This window comes from Kitasatospora sp. NPDC101447, assembly GCF_044767225.1.
Classification (GTDB): domain Bacteria; phylum Actinomycetota; class Actinomycetes; order Streptomycetales; family Streptomycetaceae; genus Kitasatospora.
In genome coordinates this window covers 54,171-77,873 of record NZ_JBIWNL010000040.1, presented here as the reverse complement: position 1 = coordinate 77,873, position 23,703 = coordinate 54,171, and the positions used below count along the sequence as shown (strand labels likewise).

The window sequence follows — 23,703 nt, the reverse complement described above, 5'->3', positions numbered from 1 at the left end:
AATTATCGAGTCAATGCCCTGAACGGGTAATTTTCATTCGATCGATGATCGGACGATATTTTCTTGCGAATAAGGCTTCGGCGAATCGGAGCCGGGTGGATCGAGCTCCGGTGAATCGAGTTCCGGCGAATCGAGCTCCGGTGCCCCGGGTCCCGGGGTGAGCAGCCGGGTCAGGCGGTCGGCGGAGGCCTCCCAGGTCCACTCGCGGGCGACCCGACGACGACCCTCCCGCCCCATCGCGGCGCCCTCCGGGGTGGTCAGCAACCGGATCACGGCCCCGGCGACGGCGTGGACGTCCCGGCCGTCGACGACGACGCCGGTACGGCCGTCGAGCACCGCGTCGGGCGCGCCGCCGGAGTCCCCCGCCACGACGGGCAGACCGGCGGCCGCGGCCTCCAGGTAGACGATGCCGAGCCCTTCGGCCTCCAACCCGGCCCGGCGGGTGCGGCAGGGCATGGCGAACACGTCGGCGGCCGCGTAGTAGGCGGGCGTCTCGGTGTGGCTGCGGCCGCCGGCGAACACCACCGAGCCCTGCGGCAGCCTGGCGGCGAGCCTCCTCAGCCGCTGCTCGTCCCGGCCCTGACCGACGATCAGCAGCACCGCCCCCGGCACGGCACGGCGGATCAGCGGAAGGGCGCGGATCAGCACGTCCTGGCCCTTGCGGGGCACCAGCCGGGCCACGCTCAGCACCACCTCGCGGCCGTGCAGCCCGTACCGGTCACGGACCTCCCGGCCCTGCTCCGCACGCGGTTCGGGCCCGAAGGCGGCCGGGTCGACCCCGGGCACCAGCCGGGCGAGCCGGGCCCGGGGCCCCAGCGCCGGAGCGATCCGGGCGCGGGTGTACTCGCCGAGGTAGGTGACCGCGTCGACGCCGTCGCCCACCCGCCGCAACAGCCGACGTGCCCCGGGCACCCGGGCCCACCAGATCTCGTGACCGTGGGTGGTGGCGACGATCCGCCGCACACCGGCCCGGCGCAGCGCGGGCGCCATCACGGCGAGCGGGGCCGCCGCGCCGAACCAGACGCGGTCGCAGCCGTGTTCACGGACCAGCCGCACGGCGCGCTCGGTGACCCTGCGAGTGGGCAGCAGGGTGCGGGCGGGGTCCCGGATCACGGGGAACGGCAGGCTCGCGTCGAACGCGGCGTCGCCGGGCTCGGAGGAGGTGTAGACGACCACGTCGTCCCCGGGCACCCGGGTGGCCATCGCGTGCACGAAGGTCTCTATGCCGCCCTGCCGGGGCGGGAAGTCGTTGGTGACGATCAGTGTGGTGCTCATGCGGCGGCCTTTCTCGGGCTCCGGGCGGGCGCCGGAGCGTCGTGCCGTGGAGGGGTGGTCGTGATGGAGGAGCGTCGTGCGAGGAGGAGCGTCGTGCGAGGAAGGGGTCGTCACGATGGAGGGGTGGTCAGGACGGAGGGACGGTCACGGCGGCCGCGCCGGCGCTGGTGAACGAGGGGGAAACCGCCCGACGGCCGCCCGGCCGGGCCCGGCGGGGCGGGGTCGCGGTGAGCGGGGGAACGCCGACGCGTACGGCAACGGCCACGGGAGCGGCGCCGGGCACGTGAACCGCCCGGACCCGGTGTCGGACCGCCGGGCGGCCGGGCGGACCGGCCGGGGCGAGGCGGGCCCAGAGGGCGAGGAGCAGCGGCAGGGCGAAGTAGCCGAACCGCCCGGCGGGGGCGAGGAGGAAGGCGAGGCAGAGGCCGGCGGCCAGCCGGTCGGCGGCGGCGGCGAGGCTCCGGGGCGGGCGGACGACGAGGGAGACGGCGACGGCCGCCCCGCCGCACAGCAGGAGCAGGACGGCCGCGCACCAGCCGGCCGGCCCGAGGTCGGCGAGCAGTCGGCCGGGCAGCGGGCTGGCGGCGGGTGTCGGGACGGCGCCGCGTCCGGTCGGGAAGAGGAGCACCTGCTCGACCAGCCGGCCGGGCGCGACCAGCAGTGCGGGCAGGACCAGGGCGAGGGTGCCGCCCGCCCAGACGGCGGCGCAGCGGACGGCGGCCCGTCGCCCCCGGCCGGCCGCCACGAGCGCGACGGCGACCGCGACCGCGGGCAGGGCGGTCCACTTGAGGGAGCAGGCGGCGGCGAGGGCGAGTCCGGCCGCGACCGGCCGGTGGCGGGCGGCGAGGGCGAGCGCGAGGGCGAGGAGTCCGGTGAGCGGGAGGTCGATGCCGCTGACGCAGAGCGGCAGCGCGACGAGCGGGGAGGCGACGAGGACGGCGGTCGCGTACCCGGCGCCGAGGGAGCGGGTGGCGGTTCCCGGGGTCGTGCCGCGCCGCAGCACCGTGTGCGCGGCGGCCAGGCAGGCCACCAGGGCGGCGGCGCACCACAGCCGGGGGTCGCCGACCGGTCGGAACGCGGCGGAGCCGTCGCCGAACAGCCGGGCGGGCATGCCGAACAGGGCCATGCCGGGCAGGTACGGGTTGTAGTCCGTCACGGCCTGCGGATCGGCCGGGTAGGGCGTGCCGCTGTGCAGCAGGGTCGCGGCGGATCGCTCGATCACCAGGACCTCGCTCTGGGCCCGACCGGTCGCCAACAGGACGGCGAGCGGCACCAGGACGGCACCGACCAGCGCGCAGCCGACGGGCAGCGCGGACCCGGCGCTCGGCGCGTGGCGCAGCCGGGCGGGCCGTCGGGTGGGCAGCCGGGCGGGCAGTCGGCCGGCGAGCGCCGCCGTCAGGTAGCCGACGGCGGCGCACCAACCCCAGACACGGTGCGGCGCCAGGGCGGAGAGGGAGGCGAGGGCGGCGGCGAAGCCTGCCGCTCCGAGCCAGCCGGCGGTCCCGAGCGCGCGCCGGGCGGCGGGCCCGCCCCGCGCCACACCTCCCGTGCTTCCGGGGCGGATCGTCGTCATCGCTGCTGCAACCAGTCGTTTCGGCACCGCTCCATTCCAGTCGGACGGGGGCGCACGGTCATGACAGGTAGGTCGAGGATCCGTGGTCGGGTTTCCCCGACCACGGCGGGGGGGGCGGCGCACTGCCCTGCCCGGCGACGAGCGCACGGCCGGTCGCCGCGCTGGGTCCGACTCCCCTACGGGTACCGGGAGTTGAACCTCAGCCAGGGGCGGGACGCAGTGGACCCTGCGCGGAGGGCGGAGGGGCGGGTTTTCCCTACCGACGGGGACGGCCGTCCGGGCTAGGGTTCTTGATGATCATCGAACGCCCATCGGACGGAAGGCACGGAATGTCCCTCGCGGATGAGGCCGGCACGACGGCCGGACCGGACGACACCGCCCGGCCCGACGGGACGGCGGCGCCCGACGGGCCAACAGCGCCCGACGGGACGGCGGCGCCGAACCTCGCCGTCCGGCGGGCGCTCGGCCGCCGGCCGCCGGCCTTCCTGTTCTCGGCCTGGCCGCTGCGGTGCTGGCTGCACCAGCTGGGCGGCGTGCTGTTCGGCCTGGGCGTGCTGCTCGCCCTGACGGTGCTGGTCTCCGTCGGGATCCTGCTCTCGGTGGCGGGTGTGGGCCTGCTGGTGCTGGCCTGCGTCCCGTTGCTGGGCATCCCGGTCGCCCGGCTGGAGCGGCGACGGCTGCGGCTGGTGGAGCCGGTTCGGCTCGCGGACCCGCACGCGCCGGTGCCCGGGGACGGGCTGCGGAACGGTCTGCGCCGTCGGCTGCGGCACCGGTTCGCGGAGCGGGCCACCTGGCGGGAGTCGGGGTACGCGGCCCTGCTGGCGATCGTCTTCACCGGAGCCGGGCTGGGCGTGCTGGCGCTGCTGGCGTTCTCCTGCATCCTGGTCGCCAGCCCGGTGGTGGTGTGGGCGCTGACCCCGGAGACCGTGATGATCATCCCGGGTCGGGCGGTCCCCGGCCCGCTGTCCGCCCTGCCGTTCGGCCTCGTCGGTCTGGCCGGGGTGGCGCTGTCCGGGTACGCGGCGGGCTGGCTGACGGCAGGCCAGGTCTGGACGGCCCGGATGCTGCTGGGGCCGCGCAGGGATCCGGACCACCACCGGGTGATCGAGCTGACGCGCTCCCGGGCGCGGCTCGCGGACGCCTTCGAGGCGGAGCGGCGCCGGATCGAGCGGGACCTGCACGACGGCGCGCAGCAGCAACTGGTGGCGCTCACCATGACCTTGGGGCTGGCCGAGCTGGAGCTGAAGGACTCCGCCCCGGAGGCGGCCGCGCTGGTCGCCCGGGGTCGGGGCGAGGCGCGCCGGGCCCTGGAGCAGCTGCGCGACCTGGTGCGGGGCATCCACCCCCAGGTGCTGACCGACCACGGGCTGGCCGCCGCGGTGGCGGAGGTGGCGCAGCGTTCGCCCATCCCGGTCGAGGCCGCGATCGACCTGCCGCGCCGTCTCCCGCCGCTGGTGGAGGCGACGGCGTACTTCACGGTGACGGAGGCGCTGGCCAACGCGGCCAGGCACAGCGGGGCCTCCCGGGTCGGGGTCACCGGCCGGTTGGTGGACGACCGGCTTATCCTGATGATCATCGACGACGGGCGGGGCGGGGCGGATCCCGGCGCCGGTACCGGCCTGTCCGGCCTCGCGGACCGCTTGGCGATCCTGCGGGGACGGCTGACGGTCTCCAGTCCCGTCGGCGGTCCGACCCAGCTCCGGGTGGAGGTCCCGTGCTCCGCATAGTGCTCGCCGAAGACGCCGTCCTGCTCAGGGCGGGCCTGACCGAGATCCTCGACCGCAGCGGCCACCGGGTGGTCGCCGCGGTCGGGGACGCGCAGGCCCTGGCCCGGGCGGTGGAGGAGCACCGGCCGGACGTCGTCATCACCGATGTCCGGATGCCGCCCGGCTTCCGCGACGAGGGCCTCAGGGCGGCCCTCGACCTGCGCGCCCGGCACGAGCGGTTGCCCGTCCTGGTGCTCTCCCAGTACGTGGCGACGGCGTACGCGACACAGCTGCTCGGCGGCGACGGACGGGACAAGGGTGGCCTCGGCTACGTGTTGAAGGACCGGGTCGGCGAGGTCTCCGAGTTCCTGGACACGCTGCGCCGGGTCGCCGACGGGCAGACCGTCATCGACCCGGAGGTGGTGCGGGTGCTGCTGGCCCAGCAGACGGCGGCGCGGCCGTTGAGCCGGCTCACTCCGCGCGAGCGCGAGGTGCTCGGGCTGATGGCCGAGGGTTTCACCAACCAGTCGATCGGGACCCGGTTGGGCGTCACCGAGGCGTCGGTGGTCAAGCACGCCGGCAACATCTTCATGAAGCTGGACCTCGATCCGGCGGAGGGCAACCGCCGGGTCCTGGCGGTGCTGGCGCACCTGCGGGGCGGCGCGGGCTGATCCGACGGCCCGCAGCGGCCGCACCGGCCGCACGGGGCCGACTGTGGCGGCCGAAGTAGCCGGAGTGGCCAGAGCGGCCGAACTGGCCGAAGTGGCCGGAGCGACGGAAGTGGCCGGGGCCGCCGGAGACCCCCGTCCCCCGGCCGCCCCGGCGCATCCGCCCGCCGCGTCAGGCGAGTTCGCGCAGGCGGCGGATCGGGCCGGCCATGAGGATCGCCGGGCTGGCCAGGCTGGCGACGGCCAGCAGGAGCAGAGCGGTGCGGGGGCCCCAGGCGGTGGAGGCGGCACCGGCGGCGAGGGCGCCGACGGGGATGGCTCCCCAGGAGACGAAGCGGACGGTGGCCATCACCCTGGGCAGCAGGTCGGGCGGGGTCTGGGTCTGACGGTGGGTGCGGGTGACGATGCTGGTGACCACGACGCCCGCCGAGAAGCCGGCGTTGCCGACGGCGAAGACCAGCGTCGCCCAGCCGGAGCCGGCCGCCGGGAGGAGGAAGGCGAACAGCGCGGCGAACAGCGCCGCCCACCGCAGTGCGCCGCCGCTGCCGATCCGGGCGACCAGCCGGGGCGTGACGGCGGCGCCGAGCAGGCTGCCCAGCCCACCGGTGGCCATCAGGGCGCCCACTGCGGCGACCGGCGCGTCGAGGGTGCGGACCAGGAACACCGGAGTGAGGGTCATCAGGCCGCCGCAGACGAAGTTGACGGCGGTGGCGTCGGCGGCGCACGGCCCGATCACCGGGTGCCGGGTGACGTAGCGCCAGCCCTCGCGGATCTGCTCGCGCATGCCCGCGCCGGGGGTCCGTCCGGTCGGCTGTTCCGCGCGGGGCAGGCTGCCCAGCAGCACGGCCGAGACCAGGTAGCTGACCGTGTCCAGCACCATCGAGGCGGCGCCGCCGAGGAGTTGGACCAGCACGCCGCCGAGCGAGGGGCCGGCCAGCTCGGTCGCGGCGGAGGTGCCGGAGAGCAGGCTGTTGCGGGCGGTCAGCTGTTCCTTGGCGACGATCGAGGGCAGGAAGGTGGAGTTGCCGACGTCGAAGACCACGCTGGCGAGGCCGATGACCAGTGCCACCGCCACGAGCTGCGGCAGCCCGAGCACCCCGAAGGCGGCCGCCAGCGGCACCGAGGCCACGGCCGCCGCGCGGACCAGGTCCATCGCGACCTGGGTGCCGCGCAGCGGCAGCCGGTGGACCAGGACGCCGGCCGGGAGCCCGACCAGCAGCCAGGCGACGTAGGCCGCTCCGGTGATCAGGCCGACCTGCAGCGCCGTGGCGTGCAGGGTGACGACGGCGATCAGCGGCAGGGCCACCCGGGTGACTTCGTCCCCGAAACGGCTGACGGTCGAGGCGCTCCAGTAGCGCCAGAACACCCCCGCCCCGCCCCCGCGTTCCGCCCCGCGCCGGCTGCCCTCCTCCGGCCCGTGCCCGCTCCCCCGTTCCGTCCCGCGTCCCGTCGCAACCGCTGTGCGCGTCGCCACGTCCACCCCTTCCCGTCCGCCGCTCCCGCCACGACCGCCCCCGTGCGCCGTTCCGGCAGGGCCGACCCGGCGGGTGCGCCGGCGAGCAGTCCGGCGAGTGAGTCTCATTTTGGAACTCACTATAATCGATACTCATGCGGCACACCGAAGCGGCTGACCCCGACTGCGCGATCTCCCAGGCCCTGACCGTGGTCGGCGACACCTGGACCCTGCTGCTGATCAGGGACATCGCCGGCGGCACCCACCACTTCGACGGCCTGCGCACCGCGCTCGGGATCAGCCGCCGGGTGCTCACCGAACGGCTCAAGGCGCTCGTCGAGGACGGAATCCTGGAGAAGCGGCTGTACCACCCGCACCCGCCGCGCTACGAGTACCACCTGACGGCGACCGGCCGCGGCCTGCTGCCCGTCCTGGTCGCCCTGCAGGACTGGGGCGGGCGCTACGTCCTGGGCGACGGATCACTCTCGGCCACCAGCCCCGCCGACTCCGCCGAGACCCGCCGCGTCCACGCCCTGGCCGGCCACCGGCTGCCGCCACTGGAACTCGCCTCCGCCGCCGGCGAGCCCGTCGACCCGGTCGCGGCCGGCTCCGCCTGGACGGTGCTCTACTGCTACCCCGGCGCCTACCCGCCCGGCGGCCACGACTACCCGCCCGGCTGGGGCACCATCCCCGGCGCCGCCGGCTGCACCCTGGAGTCCAGCACCTACCGCGACCGGATGGCCGAGTTCACCGCCCGCGACGCCCGCGTCTACGGCGTCAGCACCCAACGCCCCGACCAACTGGCCGCGTTCGCCGAGCACGCGCGCATCCCGTTCCCGCTGCTCTCCGACGCCGAGCTGCAGTTGGCCGCCACGCTGCGCCTGCCCACCTTCCGGGCCGCCGGCGTGGACCGGCTCAAGCGGCTCACCCTCGTCCTCGACGCCACCCGCACCGTACGGGGCGTCCTCTACCCCGTCGTCGACCCGGCCGGCTCCGTCGAGGACGCCCTCACACTCCTCGACCGGCTCGCCGGCGAGTAGCGGCCCGGCCGACGGGCGGACAGCAGGTCAGGGGACCGGCAGGTCAGCAGGCCAAGGGGACAGCAGGCCGGTGGGTCAGCCAAGTCAGGAGGTCAACAGGTCCTCCAGGCCGTCGCCCCAGTCGATCCGGGTGTGCTCCGAGCCCGCCGGCACGAGCTCGGCCGTGGCACCCACGAACCGGTCGACCTCCGCGGCGGAGGTCGCGAGCAGGGCGACGCCCTCGCTCCCGGCGAGCGCGATGAGAAGGCGGGTGTCGTCGAACGGCGCGACGTGGACGTCGCCCTCGCCCACGGGTGCGTGGATGCCGGCGGTCAGCAGGTCGCGCGAGATCGTCCACACCGTGCCCGCCTGGAAGGCGCTGAAGTCCAGGTCTATCGCGTAAGGGTCGTCGGGCCGGTAGGACCAGTCGACGTCCAGGTCCCGGCTGTGTTCGTCGCCGGTCATCAGCCGCATGCCGATCCGGGCGGTGAGACGTTCCATCGAGCGGGTCCCCTTCCTCGGGCGTTCGTCGCGGCGCCCCGGGCGCCGCCGTACCGTGCCGTGCGTTCCGTGCCGTGCGTTCCGTTCCGTGCCGTGCTGTGCCCTGCGTTCCGTGCCGCGCCCGGCGTTCCGCGCGCGCGTCCCCGTACGTCCGCTCCCGCGTGCACGTCGTGATGAGTCTCCCGTCCCGGCGGGCCGTTGCGCGAACCCGCCCGCATGTCGGTCCACGGGAAGCGTCCTGACGGAGGCTCAGTCGACCGGCGGCCCGGCGCTCGCCTCGACGTGGCGCTTGAAGTCGGCCAGGTCGTCGATGACCCGCCGGTCGACGAAACCGAGCGCGCCGGCCAGGTGCTCCCAGAGCCCGTGCGGCTCGACCTCCAGCTGGAGCATCACCCGGGTGGTCCGGTCGTCCACCTGGTGGAAGGTGACCACGCCCGAGTGCTTCACCGACCCGTCCCCGCCGTCCCAGGCCACCCGCTCGCCCTCGACCACCTCCGTGGTCACTGCCTCGAACCCGCGCCGACCGGCCGCCGTACTCACCACCCAGCTGCTGCTACCCGGGGCGTCCCGGTCGACGCTCACCACGCCGCGCATGAAGTGCGGGAACTCCTCGCACCGGATCCACTGCTCGTACACCGTGGCCAGCGGGGCCAGCACCTCGACCGACTCCTCGATCCGTCCCATCGCTCCTCCTCGTCCTCCCCGGCCCCGCCACGCCCGGCGGCGGCCCGTGGTGACCGCGTGCCCCGATCCCCGCCGGGCATGCACACGTCCTCGCAGCCCCCGCGGAGACCGGAATCCGGAGGTGTGAGAGAGTCGGCGGCCGAACACGAGGAGGAGCCGATGAACGGGAACGGGTCCGGGGGCGGCGACGGCCCCGCCGGCGGCGGCCGGGTCCTGGTGGTGGACGACGACGCGGCGATCCGGCGCACCCTGGAACGCGGCCTGCGGCTGAGCGGGTTCACCGTCGCGCTGGCCGAGGACGGCGAGACGGCGCTCGCCCGTCTGCTGCCCGCCGCCCCGGACGCCCCGCCGCCCGCCGCGACGGACGTCCTGGTGCTCGACGTCTCGATGCCCGGCCTCAGCGGCGCCGAGGTCTGCCGGACCCTGCGCGCCCGGGGCGACGACCTCCCGGTCCTGATGCTCTCGGCGCTGGACGAACCCGCCGACCGGGTGGCCGGCCTGCAGGCCGGGGCGGACGACTACCTGGTGAAGCCCTTCGCCCTGGAGGAGTTGGTGCTCCGGCTGCGCGCCCTGCTGCGCCGCCGCCCGCCGCTGCCCACCGACCGCGTGCTGGCCGGGCCGCTGGCGATCGACCCGGCCACCCGGGAGGCCCGCCTCGACGGACGCGAACTCCGCCTCACCCGGCGGGAGTTCGAGCTGCTCACCCAGCTCGCCCGGAACCAGGGCATCGTGCTCTCCCGCGAGCTGCTGCTGGAACGGGTCTGGGGGTACGACTTCGAGGTGCGCAGTGACGCCGTGGACACCTTCGTCAGCTACCTGCGGCGCAAGCTGGAGGCCGACGGGCGGCCCCGGCTGATCCACACCGTCCGGGGCGTCGGCTTCGTGCTGCGCCTGCCCGGCGCAAAAGGTTAGCGGCCGCCGTGAAGCTCTCCACCCGGATCGCCCTGTGGGCCGCCGCCGTGGTGCCGCTGCTGGTGGTGCTGGCCGGACTCCTCCTGCTGCCGCTGGTCGGCCGGGACCTGCGCCACCAGCAGGACGCCCGGCTGGCCGACCGGGCCGCCGCCGTCCTGCCGAGCGTGCGCGCGCTGGTCGCCGCCGACACCCGCGGCCGGCCCAAGGTCGAACAGAACCAGCAGCGCAAGGTCGTGGACGCCGCCCTGGACTCGGGCGTGCGGGTCACCGCGCAGGACGGCACCGTGCTGCTGTCGGTCGGCCCGCAGCCCGCCGACGACCGGGCCTTCCCCGGCACACCGGGCGGGCCGGCCACCGTCCACGACCACGGCGCGGCCTGGCGGGTGCTGACCGTCCACGTCTCCGGCGGCGGGGCGAACGGCGGCAGCGGCACCCTCTGGGTCAGCGAACCCGGCAGCCTGGCCGGCAACCAGACGGCGACGGTCCGCCGACGGGTCCTGCTCGTGGCGGCGGTCGCCGCGCCGCTCTCCGCGCTGATCGGCTTCGCCCTCGCCGAGCGCGCCACCGCACCGCTGCGCCGGCTCAGCCGCCGCGCGACGGAGCTCGACCCGGCGGCGCCCCGGACGCCCGGAACCGAGGACGGCGCGGGCGGCGCGGGCGGCGCCCCCTTCACCGCAGAGCGCAGCGGCACCGCCGAGGTGGACGAACTCGCCGCCGCCCTCGCGCTGTTGCTCTCCCGCTACGACGAACAGGCCCTGCGCACCGCCCAGGCACTGGAGACCGCACGCTCCTTCTCGGCCGCCGCCTCGCACGAGCTGCGGACCCCGCTGATGAGCCTGGGCACCAACCTGGACGTCCTGGCCGCCCACCAGGACCTCCCGCCCGGCGAACGGGCGGAGATCGTCGCCGAGTTGCGCGACGACCACGCCCGACTGCTGGACCTGCTCACCGCACTCGGCACGCTCGCGCGCGGCGACCTCGTCGAGGTCGACTCCTTCGGCCCGGTCGACCTCGCCGACCTCACCGACGCGGCCGCCGCCGACGCCCGGCGACGGCGCCCGGAAGCCGACATCACCGTCGAACTCCCCTCGGAGCTCAGGGTGTTCGGATGGGAACCCGGCCTGCGGATCATGCTCGTCAATCTGCTGGTCAACGCCGCCGTGCACGGTCGCGGCGGGCCGCAGCGGACCGAGCCGGCCCGGGTGACGGTCCGGCTGGTCCCGGCCGGCAGGGTCGCCCTGCTCACCGTCGACGACACCGGGCCCGGCATCCCGCCGGCCGAGCGCGAGGCGGTCTTCCACCGCTTCCACCGCCGGCGAGACAGTCCGGGCTCGGGGCTCGGGCTCACCCTGGTCGCCCAGCAGGCCGCACTGCACCGGGGCACCGTGCGGATCGGCGAGCCGCCCGACGGGACGGGGTGCCGGATGGAGGTCCGCCTGCCCCTGCCGGACACCGACACACCGACGCTGCGGCTCCCGGTACGGCGGGACTGGATCGCGGGCGAGGAGCGCTGAGGCCCTCCTCCACCCGGCCCCCGTTCCACAGGGAATCCACAAGAAGCCGTCCTACGCTCCCGGCGACCGGGCCGGACCGGGCCCGCACCCACCGGCCCGGTCTCCGAGACCGTCCACGGCAGAAAGGGACGCCCATGTCCGCCATCCGTACGTCCGTCATGCCCGTCCGCCGCAGGGTCACCGGCCGCCGGGCCGCCGCCCTCGGCGCGCTCGCCCTCGCCGGCTCGCTGCTCGCCGCCGCACCCGCCCAGGCGGACGGGGCGGGCGGCTCGCCCACCGCCGCCGCGTCCGCCGCCTCCACGCCCACCGGTGACGGCGCGAAGGCCATCTGCAAGCGGCTGCCGAAGACCGAGCAGCACGTCACCAAGGCGCTCACCCGGCTGAACGGCGACGCCACCGTGCCCGGTTCGGTCGCCCGTCTGCAGCAGCGGGCCGACAACGCCAAGGCCGCCGGGCACACCGAGATCCAGACCCTCCTCAACGACCGCCTCACCGCCCGCAAGGGCCTGGTCACCACCCTGCAGACCCGGCAGAAGGACCTCACCGCCGTCGCCACCTGGTGCGGCGCGCACGACCAGGGCGCGTCCAAGTGACCCGCCGCCCGTCCGCCCTCCTCGCCGCCCTCGCCCTCGCCGGGGTCGCCCTGCTCACGGCCTGCGGACCGTCCGGGCATCCGGCCCCCGGCGCCGCCGACAGCGCCCAGGTCCAGGACATGCAGCACAAGCTCGACGCCGCCGAGAGCGCGGCCGCGCAGGCCGACAACGACTCGGCCACCGACGACAACTGACGCCCGACGAGCCTGACCAGCCTGACGACCGACGGTGCCTGACGGCCGACGGCACCCGTTGGCGCCTGGCGACACCCGTTGCACCGGACACCGCTCGCCGACCCGCTCGGCGGGCGGTGTCCGGCTGCCCGCCGGAGCCCGCCCGGCTCGACCGCGCCGAACCGCGCCCCGCCCGGCCTCAGGCCGTCACGGCGGGCTGTTCGGCGTCGCCGAAGCGGGCCAGGGTCAGCGCACCGGCCACCGCGGCCAGGAAACCCAGGACGGCGACCGGAGTCAGGTCGTGCCGGGTGTGGTCGCCGAGGACGAGCACCCCCACCACCGCCGGGCCCACCGTCTCCCCCAGCACCATCGCGGCCGTCGCGGCCGTCACCGACCCGTGCTGCATCGCCCAGGTCAGCGCGGCGAACCCGCCGATCCCCGCCACCGCGACCGCGTACGCCGAGGGTTCGGCCAGCAACTGCGGCAGCCTCGGCTCCGGCAGCACCCGCACCGCCACCCCGACCACCCCGAACTGCAGGCCCGCCACCAGCCCCAGCAGCGGGGCGCGACGGGCACCGCCGTACCGCACCACCACCCAGCCCGCGCCGACCAGGGCCACCGAGACGAGCAGCACCCCCAGCCGCAGCGCGTCGTCGCCGGTGCCGTGGCCGTCCCGCCCGGCGGTGAGTGCCAGCAGCAACAGCCCCGTACAGACCGCCGCCACCCCGGCCCACTCGCTGCGTCGCAGCCGCACCCGCAGCACGCGGGCCGCCCCGACGGCCGTCACCGCGAGCGCGGAGGCCAGCGCCGCCTCGACCACGTAGAGCGGCAGCCGCTCCAGGGCGACGAGTTCGGCGGCGAAGCCGCACATGTCCATCCCCACGCCCACCAGGAACGGCCACTGCCGCAGCGCCCCGGCCAGTGCCGCGGCCTCACCCGCCCCCGAATCCGCCCCGCCGGCGCGCCGGGCGCCGACCGCCTGCAGCACGGTGGCCGAGCCGGTGAGCAGCGCGGCCACGAGGGCGGAGAGCAGGCCGATGAGCATGGCCCGACGGTACGACCCCGACCGCCCGCACCCCCGCCTGGCACGCCGTCGCCCGCACGCCCGCCCCTCAGGACCACACCCGCGAGCCGGACCACCCCTGGCCCCCGGCTCAGGTGTTGCGGCGGGCCGACTCGTGTTCCTGGGCCAGGCGGCGCAGGGCGAGGAGGGCGGGTTCGAGCAGGACGGTGCGCAGCAGGGCGCTCTCGGCCTGCTCGACCGGGTCGGCGTGCGGGTCGAGCTGGTCGAGGTCGAGGACGGCGGTGCGCTCGGCGAGGGCGGCGTAGCCGAGGAGGGCGTCGTGGGAGATCTCCTCGCCGAGGGAACGGAGGGCTTCGAGGGTCTCGCCGAGGACCGCGCGGAAGGGGGCGTGTTCGGAGACCTCCCAGCCGAGTTCGTCGATGAGGGCGTCGACCTCGGCGGCACCGGGTGCGGGGGCCGGTTCGGCGTCCTCGTCGACGGGGCGGGCGCCGACGACCAGTCCGAGGATCTGGTGGCGTTCTCCGGCGTGGGCGGCCACCGCACCGAGGACGTCCTTGGTGGCGCTGACGCTGAGCCCTCGGACGCCGATCAGCGCGCGGACGAGTCGCAGGCGGCGCAGGTGGGTCTCGTCGTACTCGGCCTGGGTGGCGGCGGTGGCCCGGCCGGGCTGCAGCAGCCCCTCGCGCAGGTAGTACTTGATCGTCGCGGTCGGGACCCCGCTGCGGCGGCTCAGTTCGGAGATGCGCACGGCTGCACCACCCGTCTTCCTCTTCGGATCCGTTCCGGATCGGCCTGGCATTTGGATACCAGCACTGTCTAACATAGATAGTGCCGCTACCCAATGTGGCGCCGTCCCGACGTCGTCCTCGACGAGGAGAGTCAGCCATGCCCACGCTGCCCTGGATCACCCCGAACCCGGCCGTCCCCGGCACCTCCGCGGTCGTCATGGCCTCCCGCTTCGAGGTGCGGTCGCTCGCCGACGTCCCGCGCTTCTTCGTCCGGTCACTGGCCGTCTGGCGGCAGCTGCGCCGCGCCCCCGGCGCCCTCGGCGCCTCCCTGATCGCCCGACCGCTGCGGCGGACCTTCTACACGCTGTCCGTCTGGGAGAGCCGCGAGGCCCTGAACGCCTTCGCGGCCGCCGAGCCGCACCGCTCCGTCATGAGGGGCCTGCGCGGCACCATGAAGGAGTCCACCTTCACCTTCTGGCCGACCCCCGTCGAACGGCTCCCGATCACCTGGGCCGACGCGCACGCCCGGATCGACGCCGAACGGGCCGAGGCTGCCGGCCAGACGGCCTGACCACCCCGGAACGGACCCCGCCCGGCCACCGCGCCGAAGCGCGGCACCGGGCGGGGCCGGGCGGGGCCGAGCGGGGCCGAGCGGGTCCGAACGGGGCCGGTCAGCGCCGCAGGTCGGCGAGCAGCAGGTTGGGGTCGGTGCGGGTGAAGTAGGCCGCGCTGGGGACGTAGACCGTGCCGCCGCGCACGGCCACCGAGGTCGGGTTGGACAGGCCGTCGCCGGCGGTGAGGACCGTGTGGTGGCTGCCGTCCGCCGCGACGTACACCGCCTCGTCGGCCGCGTTCATGGCCGCGATCAGGGCGTCGCCGCGCCCGGTGAAGGCGAAGTCGTCGATGCCTGCGAGCCCGCTCGCGCGGACCTCGGCCGGCCGGGCCGCGCCCCCGTCGCCGATGGGGATGCGCAGCACGTCGCCGGAGTCCGTGTTGCCGACCCAGACGGCGCCGCGGTGCACCTTGAGGCCGTTGGCGCCGAACGCGGTCACCGGCTTGAGCAGGGCGTCGTCGGACCAGGTCGTGGCGGTGCCGCCGTCCGCCGGGACGGCGTAGACGACGCCGAGCACCGAGTCGGCGGTGTAGAGGCGGCGCTCGTGCGCGTCGAGGGCGAGGCCGTTGGGGAAGCCGGTCGCGGGCAGCGCGGCGATCCGCTCGGGGGTGCCGCCGGGGCAGAGCCGCCAGATCCCCTGCAGGTCGTCGGTGCCGGTGGCGTAGCCGAAGTAGAGGGTGCCGTCGTGGGCCCGGGCGATGCCGGTGACGATCGCGGCGCCGATGATCGGGGTGGCGGGGTTCGCGGGGGCGGGCAGGGTGGCGAGGACGGTGAGGTGGCCGTCGGTGTCGACCCGGCCGATCTGCCGGGCGAACGACAGGGTGAGGTCGGCGGAGCCGTCCGGTTCGAGGGCGATGTTCTCGGGCTGCTGCCCCTGGGCGAGGTCGAAGTGGGCGATGATCCGGGGGTCGGACAGCGGGGGCGCGACGGCGACGGCCGGGGTCACGGCCAGCAGGGCGAGGGCCGCGCAGGCCGCGGAGACGAGGCCGGCGGCCCGGCCCGTACGGGGTGTGCGACGGGCCGGTCCGAACAGGTGGGGCATGGTCTCTCCTTGATCGACGGGGTCGGCGACGGTCGCCTGCCCGCCAGCAGAACACTCCTGACTGCGCCTCACGCGTGACCGGCTGCCGCGCCCGCGGCAACATCCCCCGGTCGGTCGTCCCGCCCGCGCGGCCGGGCGCGCCCCGGCGTCCGGAGCCCACCCCGAAATGTGACGTGGCCCTGTCTAGTTCGTTCCCGTCCCGGTGTGATGGGATGTGCGCTCACGGGGTGATGACCGCTGGTGGGGGTGGTGTGTGTGAGGCGCAACGGACGGCCGTCGGGACTCGACGGGGACGCGGCCAACCTGGTCGCCGTCGGACTGGTCCGGCTGGGCGCGCAGGAGTGGCTGGGCTCGGCGGGCGGGGCGCCGGCCTGGGTGGGCGGTCTGCGGGCCGCCTCGTTCGCGGACGCCTGGCTGGCGTTCGGCGACCCGGCGGCGCCCGGGCTGCGGGTGCCGGCGGCGGCGGTGCTGCGGGCGCTCGCCGGCCGGGCGGCGAAACTGGTCGTCGAGTCCTGCGCGGGGGACGAGTCGGCGGCCCTGGAGTGGCTGGGGCAGCGGTCGGCGGAGGCCCGCGAACAGGCGCAGCGGGACGACGTGGCGCACCCGGCCGAGCCCTGCGCGCTGACCCTGGTGTGGCACGGCGTCCAGGCGCTGGCCGCCGGGGACGGGCCGGATGTGCCGGACGAGCCGGACGGAACGCCCCATGGCCGGTGCATCGAGGAGCGCGTCGAGCAGCGGCGGATCGAGGAGCGGATCGAGGCGTACGTACGGGAGCGGCACCGCCGTCAGGACACCCTCGCGCTGGTGCTGGGCTGCACCCGGATCGCCGCGGCCGCGCTGGTCGAGCTGTGCGAGGGCGATCCGGGGCGGGTGTGCGGGTGGCTGGAGCAGGACGCGGCGCGCGCCATGCCGCGCGGCGGGCCCGTCCCGCTGTGGGTACCCGGGCGGCCCTGGCAGCCGGCGGGCTGACGCGGGCGGCCGGCGGTGCGGCGGGCCGGCCGGCGTCGGGTGTCGGGCGTCGGCTCCGCCTGCGGCCGGGGCACCGGCCCGAAGCGGTCGGCGCCCGGGCCTCAGCCGGAGCCCAGGAGGCGGGCGGCCTCGGTCATGGCCGGCCCCAGGGGGAGGTCGAGGCGGAGCGCGGCCAGGACGTCGCCGCGGGTGGGGCCCTGGTTGACGATGGCGACGGGCAGGTGCGCCCGGGCGGCACGGCGGACGAAGCGCAGGCCCGACAGGACCGCCAGCGAGGAGCCGAGGACCACCAACGAGCGCGCGGTGTCGACCAGTTCGTAGCAGTGGTCGACCCGGGCGGCGGGCACGTTCTCGCCGAAGAAGACCACGTCCGGTTTGAGCACGCCGCCGCAGTCCGCACAGGGCGCGACACGGAAGCCCGCCACCAGCTCCGGAGGCAGCTGCGCGTCGCCGTCCGGGCGCAGCACCGCACCGGGGCGGCGGAAGCCCCGGTTCAGCTCGTCGAGGCGGCGGTCGAGGTCGGCCCGGGAGCTGGTGCGTCGGCAGTCGAGGCAGACCACCCGGTCGAGCCCGCCGTGCAGTTCCACGGCCTCACGGGTGCCGGCCGCGTGGTGGAGCCCGTCGACGTTCTGGGTGATGACCGCCGCGACGTGCCCCGAGCGGCGCAGCCGTTCCACCGCGCGGTGGCCGGCGTTCGGCCGGGCCCGGGCGAACGCCGGCCAGCCGGTGTGGCTGCGGGCCCAGTAGCGGCGCCGGGCGGCCTCGCTGCCGGTGAACTCCTGGTAGGTCATCGGGGTGCCGCTACGGCGGCGGCCGGTGGCGCCGCGGTAGTCGGGGATACCGGACTCGGTGGACAGGCCGGCCCCGCTGAGCACCACCGCGCCGCGCCGGTCCAGCAACCGGACGAGGCCGGCGAGGTCGGCGGGATCTGCGGGGCGTGCGAGGCCCGCCGGGTTCTCCGGCGCCTCCCGCGCGGTGGCTTCCGACGCGTCCATACCGCCGAGGGTAACTCCGGCGGGGGCCGTCGCCGGCGGTCGGCTACGCGTCCGCCGAGGCGAAGGCGACGATCCTGGCCAGCGGCGGCCGCCAGCCCTCCGTGCTGTCCACCACCAGCCGGGGGACGTCGAGCGCGATCGGCACCCAGGACTCGATCGGCCGCTCCCCCGCCTCGATGCGGCGCAGGAACGCGGCGTCCGCGTGCGCGGCCCGCGAGGGCAGCTCGGCGGCCCGACGCTCGATGCGGCGACGGGCGAGCCCGGGGTCGACGGCGCAGCGGACGACGCGGATGGCGGCCAGGTCCGCGAGCGGTTCCAGGCCCGGACGCCACAGGCGGTCCTGGTAGGCGGCCTCCGCCACCAGGCTCGTCCCCGTCGCGAGCAGTCCGCCGATCGTGCGGAAGAACGTGTCCAGCGCCCTGCGGTCCAGGGCCGGGGCCGGGGCCGGGACCCGGTCGGGGTCCGGGGCCAGGTCGGGGTCCGGGGCCAGGTCGGGGTCCGGGGCCAGGTCGGGGTCCGGGGCCAGGTCGGGGTCCGGGGCCAGGTCGGGGTCCGGGGCCAGGTCCGGGTCTCCAGCCGGATCGGCGCCGTCGGCGAGCATCCGCTCCTTGAGCTCGTCCCGGCAGACCGCCGGCCAGCCGAGCGCATCGGCCAGGGCGTGCGCCAACGTGGTCTTGCCCGCCCCGGGCGGGCCGCTGACGACGACCAGTGTCGGGCGTCGGGCCGGACCACCGGTCGCCGGGCCACGGCGGGTCGCCCCGGCGCGCGCCGGGCCACCGGAGGTGGTGCCACCTGACGTCATGCCACGGGATTCTCCCCCGGCCCACCGGCCGTCCGCCACCACCCCTGTCGGTGGCGGACGGCTGTCGGTGGCGGTCGCCCCGCGGTGGGTGGGCCGGAGCGCGGTGCAGCCGCGAAGGGCGGGTGTTCGCCGTCCACCCGGGAGGTGCCGCCGGTCCAGTTGACCGTCTCCCAGGTGTGGCCACCCGACGTCGAGGTGTACGGGGAGGGACCGCCGCCGGACGAAACCGTGTTGCCGTTGTGCAACTGGCCGACGGCCGTGGGCCGGTGCCCGGGCCGGTGCGGGCCTTCAGGGCGGCGGACGGTCCGGGTGGAGCTCCGGGGCGGGGTGGACTTCCAGGGCCCGGTGGAGTTCCGAGACCCGGTGGAGCTCCGGGCCCGGCCGCGACGGCGAGCCGGGCGAGCAGGAGGTGCCGGGCGAGCCGGACACACCCGAGGTCGGCTCCGGCGCTCACCCCCAGCCCGGCACCGGCGGCAGCGGCCAGGGCGGCGCCGTCGGCAGCCGGCCGCCGTGCGGCTGCGGAGCCGGCCCACGACCGGCGAGCCAGGCGAGCAGGAGGTGCCCGGGGCCCCGGACCGTGGGGCCGGTGGCGGCGAGGGTCCAGGCGCGGCCGAGGTCGGTGGCCTCCAGCCGGGCGACCGGGAAGTCCCGCGCGGCCAGGGTGGCGGCGGTCGTGTCGAGCGCCCAGGCGACGTAACCGGCGGGCCAGTCGGCCGTGGTCCGGCCGAGGTCGAGGTCGACGTGGTGGGTTTCGAGTTCGCGCCGGGCGCGGTGGAGGGTGAACCAGGCGGGGTGCCGCCACCCCGCGAGGGCCGACACCAGCGCGGTCCAGCGGTCGACGGGCACGACCGCCGCCTCGTCGAACAGCCCGTCCAGGCTGCACCGGAGGTCCATGAGGAGCTCGGCCGCACCGCGCTCGGCCTCCGCACGCAGTGCGCGGTCCAGCGCGGCCGCGTCCGCCCGTGGCCCGGGTTCGACGCCGGTCCGGGCCGTCGCCAGCAGCCGGCGGTACGCGTCGGCGCTGCGCGCGAGATGGGTGATGACGTGGGCCCGGCTCCAGCCGGCCAGCGCGGACGGTTCGCGCGCCTGCCGGTCGGTCAGACCGTCCAGGCCGGCGACGAGCCGCTCGGCGGAGCCGCGGACATCGGCGAGCAGGGCCGCGAGTTCGACGCGGGAGGGGTCGGCGGTGAGGGGCACGGCCCGTACTCTACGGGCGGGCATCACCCCCGCCGCAGCGCACCGAGCCGCACCACACCACACCGCACCACACCGCGCCGCACCACACCGCGCCGGCCACGCCGCCGGCCACACCGACGGCCACACCGACGGCCACACCGACGGTCACGGCGCTACGGGCGGCGCGCCCAGGCGGAGATCATCGGGGCGGTGGCCAGGTCGAGCCGGCCGGAGGCGACGTTCGCCAGGTGGCGGTCGATCTCCTCGTCCGTGGCCAGGCCCTCCCCCACCAGCAGCCAGCGGATCTGCCGGACCGTCGCGTCCTCCAGGACGGCGCAGGCCGGTGAGGTGATCGGGAAGTACGCGTCGGCCTGTACGTCGACCAGGCCGGCCTCGCGCAGCACCCGGGGCAGCGTCCGCCCGTACGCGAGGTCGGCGCCCCGGCCGGCCATCAGGGTGCGGAAGCCGGATCGGAGCCGGTTGGCCAGGCGCTCGTCGGGGCCCGACTCGTCGGGGCAGAGCAGCGGCTGCAGGGCGGGGTCGGCGTCCTCCAGGAGCAGCCGGCCGCCGGGGCGCAGGGCCTGGACCATCCGGCGCAGGGCTTCGGCGCGGTCGGCCACGTGCACCAGGACCAACCGGGCGTGCACGAGGTCGAACCCGCCGGGCGGCGGCGGGTCGGCGGCGACGTCGTGGGTCAGCACCTCGATGACGCCGCCCGCCGCGGGGGCGGTCCAGGAGACGTCGATGTCGGTCGCGACCACCGCGCCGGTCGGGCCGACGCGTTCGGCGAGTCCGAGCGGGACGGAGGGGCCGCCGGCCCCGACCTCCCAGCAGCGCATGCCGGGGCCGATCCCGATCGCGTCGACGTGCCGGAAGGTCACCGGGTCGAAGATTTCGGCGAGCGCGCCGAAGCGGACGCCCGCCTGTGACTGCCGGTTGTCCAGCAGGTATCCCCGGTCCCCGTCGTGGTCGTGGTCGTGCTCAGGCATGCCGGCATTGTCGCAGGCCGGGAGCGGGCCGGGAGCGAACCGGAAGCCGCCCGGGATCGGTCCGGGAGCCGGCCGGCCGAGCCGAGCCCTTGTTGACGAATTGTCAGCAAGTTCCGTCCATCGCCTTGACGGCGCACGGTCACGGCCCTAGAACCAGTCGTAGAACGTCGTGAGCCCCGGGCCCCCACCGCCCGGGAGCCGCGAAAGGTCGCCTTCCCGCCCCTCACCGAGGAAGAGGCTCCGCCCATGCGTTTCAGCCGTCGCCTTGCCGTCCCCGCCGCCGCCGTCGCGGCCCTCGCCGCCACCACCGCGCTCGCCGTGGTCGTCGCACCCGCGTCCGCCGCGCCCGCGCCCGTCGCCGCCGTCCCGGTGCTCACCGCCGGCAGCGCGGGCGGTTCCGCCGTCGCACCCGGCGACGCGCTCGCCGCGCCGCTCGCCGGGGGCACCGTCGCCACCTTCTATTCGACCGCCACCAGCACCACCGGTGTCACCTGTGCCGTCTCGCAGCTGGCCGGGAAGGTGCTGACCAACCCGACGGCTCCCGGCTCGGCCACCGGATCGCTGACCGGGCTGACCTTCGGCTCGTGCACCAGCAACGTCACCGGCGTCACCTCGGTGCGCAGCCTGACCGTCGGCAACCTCCCGTACGGCATCACCGTCTCGGACGGCCCGGGGCTCCCGGTCACCCTCGGCGGCTCGACCGGGGCGATCCAGGCCACCGCCGTGCTCAACAGCTGGTTCGGCACCATCACCTGCACCTACCAGCTCAGCGGCGCCTTCTCGGGCAACGCCGACAACTCCGCGCACAGCCTGGCGTTCCGCAGCGAGCACTTCGCCAAGAGCGGCGGCTCGGCGCTCTGCCCCGCCGACGGGTACTTCTCCGCGACGTACGGTCCGGTCACCGACACCACCCAGGCGGGCGGCCCTGCGGTGTACGTCAACTGACCTCCCGGCAGGGGTCGTGCGGCGCCCGAGGCCGGTGGCCGCGGGCGCCGCTCGGACTCCCCAGGGGCACACGCCGACGTTCGGGGGCGTCAGGTCCCGTTCGCAGCTCGGGTTCCACCGTCCGCGGGCGCCCCGTCCCGGATCGCCGGTGCGACGAGCATCACGCGTACCGTCCTTCGCTCCCCTCCCACCCCGGAACCGGGCCTCGCGACGCACACGTACCGGATTCCGCTTCCCCTTCCGTGCTGGTCGCGCATCCGTGAGCCCCTGCGCAGCCCCTTGGCCCGGGGTGCCGGAGGCGGTACCGTCCCTGCGACAACTGAAGACGGCAGAGCGCGGAAGCCCGGTGAGACTCCGGCACGGTCGCGCCACTGTGAAGCCGCAGCCCCGGCCCCCAGCCCCGGCCCGGCGAGTCAGACCCGCCCTGCCGTCCGTGCTCCACCGAAACGGGACGCGTGTTCCCAGAGGAGGTCGGCCATGGCTCACCCCATCGCCCCCGCAGCCCCCACCGCCCCGGCGGTCACCCCCATCTCCGTCAAGGCCATCCTGCCCTGGGCCGTGTTCTTCGGCATCCTGCTCATGGCCCTGATCTACTTCGTCGGCGCCGAGCAGGGCGCCACCTCCCTCATCTCCGGCGAAGACGTCCACGAGTGGGTCCACGACGGCCGCCACCTGCTCGGCTTCCCCTGCCACTGACCAGGGGAAGCAGGGAAACAGGGGAAACAGACCAGTGAACTCCGTGAACGTCAGATCCCTGCTCGTCCGCGGCATGCTCGCCGGCCTCGCCGCCGGCGTGCTCGCCCTCATCGTCGCCTACCTGCTCGGCGAACCCCGCGTGGACGCAGCCATCGCCTACGAGGACGCCCACGCCGCCCCCGGCGCACCCGAGATGGAGATCGTCAGCCGCTCCCTGCAGTCCACCGCGGGCCTGGCCACCGGCGTCCTCCTCTACGGCGTCGCCCTCGGCGGCATCGCCGCGCTCGCCTACTGCTTCGCCCTCGGCCGCATCGGCCGCTTCTCCCCGCGCGCCACCGCAGCCCTGCTGTCCGGCGTCGCACTGGTCGCGGTCTACGTCGTGCCGTTCCTCAAGTACCCGGCCAACCCGCCGTCGGTGGGCGACCCGGAGACCATCGGCAAACGCACCACCCTGTACTTCCTGATGATGGCACTCAGCGTGCTGCTGGCCGTCGCCGCCGTGATCGTCGGCAAGCGCATCGCCCCACGCCTGGGCACCTGGTACGCCACCGTCGTCGCCGTCCTCGGCTTCACCGTCGCCGTCGGCCTCGCCTACGCCTTTCTGCCCGCCATCAACGAGGTCCCCGAGGACTTCTCGGCCACCCTCCTCTGGCAGTTCCGCCTCGCCGCACTCGCCATCCAGCTCACCCTCTGGACCTCCTTCGGACTGCTCTTCGGCCACCTCGCCGAACGACTCCTCAACCCGAAGCCCGCCACCGCGACCGCGACCGCGGCCACCACCGCCGTCGCAACGCCGGAGACCAGCCCGGAAACCGCCGCCTCCGCCCACTGAGGCACGCACCGTCACCACACCGGAGGCCGGTCGAGACGACACCACGTCGCCCCGACCGGCCTCCGGCGTTCAGGGCCCGGCCGGTCCCTCCCGGTGTCGCCACCGCACCCGGTCCTCGGCGGCGACCGACCGCGGCGGCCGTGCCGGAGCCCGGTAGCCGCCGGAGGAGAGCACCAGCATCTCGTCGTTCCCCGGCCGGAACTCGTACGCCACCCGCTCCACCCGGCTCGGCACCCCGAGGGCCGCCAGCTCCCGCCGCAGCGCCGCCAACCGCGGGTAGCGCACTCCGGTGTCGTACACCACCAACGGGAACAGCCGGACCTCCCGGCGTGCCACCCGCGCGAGTTCCAGCAGGGCCGCCCGGTGGAACTCCTCGTCCAGCCGGTTGCCGTACGCGAACAGCAGGTGCGAGCTGAGTACCAGGTCGAACGCGTCGTCCCCGAAGGGGAGTTCGGGCAGTGAGCCGGCGACGTAGCGGTCCGGGCGGGCGCCGATGTCGGCCCGGAACTCCCGGGCGTTGGCGATCCACTGGGCGACCAGGTCGTCCACGTCGGCGTACCACGACCACACGCAGCCGGCCGTCTCCTCGGCCAGCAGGTCCCGCTTGAAGCCGGTCTCCCGCTCCACCAGCAGGCCCAACTCCTCGCGGTGGTGGGCGTACTGGCGGTCCACCGCGACGGCGTCGACGCCCCGCCGGCCGGCGCCGGCGACGAAGCTCGCCGCGCCGGCCGGGCAGTCCAGGATGCGCTGCTCCAGGTCGTGGTCGGTGAGCGCGAACATCGCCCGGTACTCGTCGAAGGACCGCGCGCTGACCAGCACGG

At 75.8% G+C, this 23,703-nt stretch carries 25 protein-coding genes; 12 read left to right on the top strand and 13 right to left on the bottom strand.

Annotated elements, in window-relative coordinates; translation table 11 throughout:
• Positions 1-33: 33 nt before the first annotated feature.
• Both ACIRST_RS35840 and ACIRST_RS35835 read right to left on the bottom strand, forming a co-directional pair.
• Positions 34-1,275 (bottom strand): glycosyltransferase family 4 protein, encoded by a 1,242-nt coding sequence (locus ACIRST_RS35840; RefSeq protein WP_402807817.1) that lies wholly within the window; start codon positions 1,273-1,275, stop codon positions 34-36.
• A 127-nt stretch (positions 1,276-1,402) separates the two neighbouring features.
• Positions 1,403-2,848 carry a glycosyltransferase 87 family protein gene (locus tag ACIRST_RS35835; RefSeq protein ID WP_402807815.1) on the bottom strand — a complete coding sequence of 482 codons (1,446 nt, stop codon included), beginning with the start codon at positions 2,846-2,848 and terminating at the stop codon, positions 1,403-1,405.
• Between the two features lie 329 nt (positions 2,849-3,177).
• Here ACIRST_RS35835 and ACIRST_RS35830 point away from each other — a divergent pair, with 329 nt between their 5' ends.
• Positions 3,178-4,575: a sensor histidine kinase gene (locus ACIRST_RS35830; protein WP_402807814.1), complete on the top strand. Its 1,398-nt coding sequence runs from the start codon at positions 3,178-3,180 to the stop codon at positions 4,573-4,575.
• Positions 4,563-5,225, top strand: a complete 663-nt coding sequence (locus ACIRST_RS35825; RefSeq protein ID WP_402807812.1) for a response regulator — start codon at positions 4,563-4,565, stop codon at positions 5,223-5,225. The genes ACIRST_RS35830 and ACIRST_RS35825 overlap by 13 nt, the downstream gene beginning before the upstream one ends.
• Before the next feature lie 169 nt (positions 5,226-5,394).
• Here the strand turns inward: ACIRST_RS35825 and ACIRST_RS35820 are convergent, their stop codons facing one another.
• On the bottom strand, positions 5,395-6,696 hold the full coding sequence (locus ACIRST_RS35820; RefSeq protein WP_402807809.1) for an MFS transporter: 1,302 nt from the start codon (positions 6,694-6,696) through the stop codon (positions 5,395-5,397).
• Positions 6,697-6,830: 134 nt separating this feature from the next.
• On the opposite strand from ACIRST_RS35820, the gene ACIRST_RS35815 reads away from it, so the two are divergent.
• On the top strand, positions 6,831-7,715 hold the full coding sequence (locus tag ACIRST_RS35815) for a winged helix-turn-helix transcriptional regulator (RefSeq protein ID WP_402807806.1): 885 nt from the start codon (positions 6,831-6,833) through the stop codon (positions 7,713-7,715).
• 84 nt (positions 7,716-7,799) lie between these two features.
• On the opposite strand, the gene ACIRST_RS35810 is transcribed toward ACIRST_RS35815, so the two are convergent.
• Both ACIRST_RS35810 and ACIRST_RS35805 read right to left on the bottom strand, forming a co-directional pair.
• Complete coding sequence (locus ACIRST_RS35810) at positions 7,800-8,195, bottom strand: SsgA family sporulation/cell division regulator (RefSeq protein WP_350525807.1); 396 nt, start codon at positions 8,193-8,195, stop codon at positions 7,800-7,802.
• 249 nt (positions 8,196-8,444) lie between these two features.
• The gene (locus ACIRST_RS35805) at positions 8,445-8,879 is read right to left on the bottom strand and encodes an SRPBCC family protein (RefSeq protein ID WP_350525806.1); all 435 of its coding nucleotides are present in this window, start codon (positions 8,877-8,879) and stop codon (positions 8,445-8,447) included.
• Between the two features lie 159 nt (positions 8,880-9,038).
• Between ACIRST_RS35805 and ACIRST_RS35800 the strand changes: the two genes are divergently transcribed.
• The 4 genes from ACIRST_RS35800 to ACIRST_RS35785 all read left to right on the top strand — a co-directional run bounded on the left by ACIRST_RS35800 (position 9,039) and on the right by ACIRST_RS35785 (position 12,092).
• On the top strand, positions 9,039-9,791 hold the full coding sequence (locus ACIRST_RS35800) for a response regulator transcription factor (protein WP_402807803.1): 753 nt from the start codon (positions 9,039-9,041) through the stop codon (positions 9,789-9,791).
• A gap of 8 nt (positions 9,792-9,799) precedes the next feature.
• Entirely contained in the window at positions 9,800-11,305 is a 1,506-nt protein-coding gene (locus ACIRST_RS35795; RefSeq protein ID WP_402807801.1) for a sensor histidine kinase, read from the top strand.
• Positions 11,306-11,439: 134 nt separating this feature from the next.
• A complete protein-coding gene (locus ACIRST_RS35790) occupies positions 11,440-11,898 on the top strand; it encodes a hypothetical protein (RefSeq protein ID WP_350525803.1) in 459 nt (152 codons plus the stop codon).
• Complete coding sequence (locus ACIRST_RS35785) at positions 11,895-12,092, top strand: hypothetical protein (RefSeq protein ID WP_350525802.1); 198 nt, start codon at positions 11,895-11,897, stop codon at positions 12,090-12,092. The genes ACIRST_RS35790 and ACIRST_RS35785 overlap by 4 nt, the downstream gene beginning before the upstream one ends.
• A gap of 178 nt (positions 12,093-12,270) precedes the next feature.
• On the opposite strand, the gene ACIRST_RS35780 is transcribed toward ACIRST_RS35785, so the two are convergent.
• Together ACIRST_RS35780 and ACIRST_RS35775 are read right to left on the bottom strand one after the other, a co-directional pair.
• The gene (locus ACIRST_RS35780; protein ID WP_350525801.1) at positions 12,271-13,116 is read right to left on the bottom strand and encodes a hypothetical protein; all 846 of its coding nucleotides are present in this window, start codon (positions 13,114-13,116) and stop codon (positions 12,271-12,273) included.
• Between the two features lie 109 nt (positions 13,117-13,225).
• On the bottom strand, positions 13,226-13,843 hold the full coding sequence (locus ACIRST_RS35775; protein ID WP_350525800.1) for a MerR family transcriptional regulator: 618 nt from the start codon (positions 13,841-13,843) through the stop codon (positions 13,226-13,228).
• A gap of 137 nt (positions 13,844-13,980) precedes the next feature.
• Here ACIRST_RS35775 and ACIRST_RS35770 point away from each other — a divergent pair, with 137 nt between their 5' ends.
• A complete protein-coding gene (locus ACIRST_RS35770; RefSeq protein WP_402807798.1) occupies positions 13,981-14,394 on the top strand; it encodes a DUF3291 domain-containing protein in 414 nt (137 codons plus the stop codon).
• A 100-nt stretch (positions 14,395-14,494) separates the two neighbouring features.
• On the opposite strand, the gene ACIRST_RS35765 is transcribed toward ACIRST_RS35770, so the two are convergent.
• Positions 14,495-15,478: a hypothetical protein gene (locus ACIRST_RS35765; protein ID WP_350525798.1), complete on the bottom strand. Its 984-nt coding sequence runs from the start codon at positions 15,476-15,478 to the stop codon at positions 14,495-14,497.
• A 255-nt stretch (positions 15,479-15,733) separates the two neighbouring features.
• Here ACIRST_RS35765 and ACIRST_RS35760 point away from each other — a divergent pair, with 255 nt between their 5' ends.
• Positions 15,734-16,447 carry a hypothetical protein gene (locus ACIRST_RS35760; protein WP_402807796.1) on the top strand — a complete coding sequence of 238 codons (714 nt, stop codon included), beginning with the start codon at positions 15,734-15,736 and terminating at the stop codon, positions 16,445-16,447.
• A 101-nt stretch (positions 16,448-16,548) separates the two neighbouring features.
• Here the strand turns inward: ACIRST_RS35760 and ACIRST_RS35755 are convergent, their stop codons facing one another.
• The 4 genes from ACIRST_RS35755 to ACIRST_RS35740 form a co-directional block, all read right to left on the bottom strand.
• Entirely contained in the window at positions 16,549-17,442 is an 894-nt protein-coding gene (locus ACIRST_RS35755; RefSeq protein WP_402807794.1) for an NAD-dependent protein deacetylase, read from the bottom strand.
• A 43-nt stretch (positions 17,443-17,485) separates the two neighbouring features.
• Positions 17,486-18,244 carry an AAA family ATPase gene (locus ACIRST_RS35750; protein WP_402807792.1) on the bottom strand — a complete coding sequence of 253 codons (759 nt, stop codon included), beginning with the start codon at positions 18,242-18,244 and terminating at the stop codon, positions 17,486-17,488.
• A 450-nt stretch (positions 18,245-18,694) separates the two neighbouring features.
• Entirely contained in the window at positions 18,695-19,441 is a 747-nt protein-coding gene (locus ACIRST_RS35745; RefSeq protein WP_402807790.1) for a maleylpyruvate isomerase family mycothiol-dependent enzyme, read from the bottom strand.
• A 152-nt stretch (positions 19,442-19,593) separates the two neighbouring features.
• Positions 19,594-20,409 carry a class I SAM-dependent methyltransferase gene (locus ACIRST_RS35740; RefSeq protein ID WP_402807788.1) on the bottom strand — a complete coding sequence of 272 codons (816 nt, stop codon included), beginning with the start codon at positions 20,407-20,409 and terminating at the stop codon, positions 19,594-19,596.
• 246 nt (positions 20,410-20,655) lie between these two features.
• Between ACIRST_RS35740 and ACIRST_RS35735 the strand changes: the two genes are divergently transcribed.
• The 3 genes from ACIRST_RS35735 (at position 20,656) to ACIRST_RS35725 (ending at position 22,882) form a co-directional block, all read left to right on the top strand.
• Positions 20,656-21,354, top strand: a complete 699-nt coding sequence (locus ACIRST_RS35735; protein ID WP_402807786.1) for a Tat pathway signal sequence domain protein — start codon at positions 20,656-20,658, stop codon at positions 21,352-21,354.
• Between the two features lie 477 nt (positions 21,355-21,831).
• Entirely contained in the window at positions 21,832-22,050 is a 219-nt protein-coding gene (locus tag ACIRST_RS35730) for a CbtB-domain containing protein (RefSeq protein WP_396546005.1), read from the top strand.
• Between the two features lie 34 nt (positions 22,051-22,084).
• Positions 22,085-22,882, top strand: coding sequence for a CbtA family protein (locus ACIRST_RS35725; RefSeq protein WP_402807784.1), 798 nt, complete (start codon positions 22,085-22,087; stop codon positions 22,880-22,882).
• A gap of 69 nt (positions 22,883-22,951) precedes the next feature.
• Here ACIRST_RS35725 and ACIRST_RS35720 read toward each other — a convergent pair whose 3' ends face one another.
• Entirely contained in the window at positions 22,952-23,701 is a 750-nt protein-coding gene (locus ACIRST_RS35720) for a class I SAM-dependent methyltransferase (RefSeq protein WP_350525789.1), read from the bottom strand.
• Between the last annotated feature and the right edge of the window lie 2 nt (positions 23,702-23,703).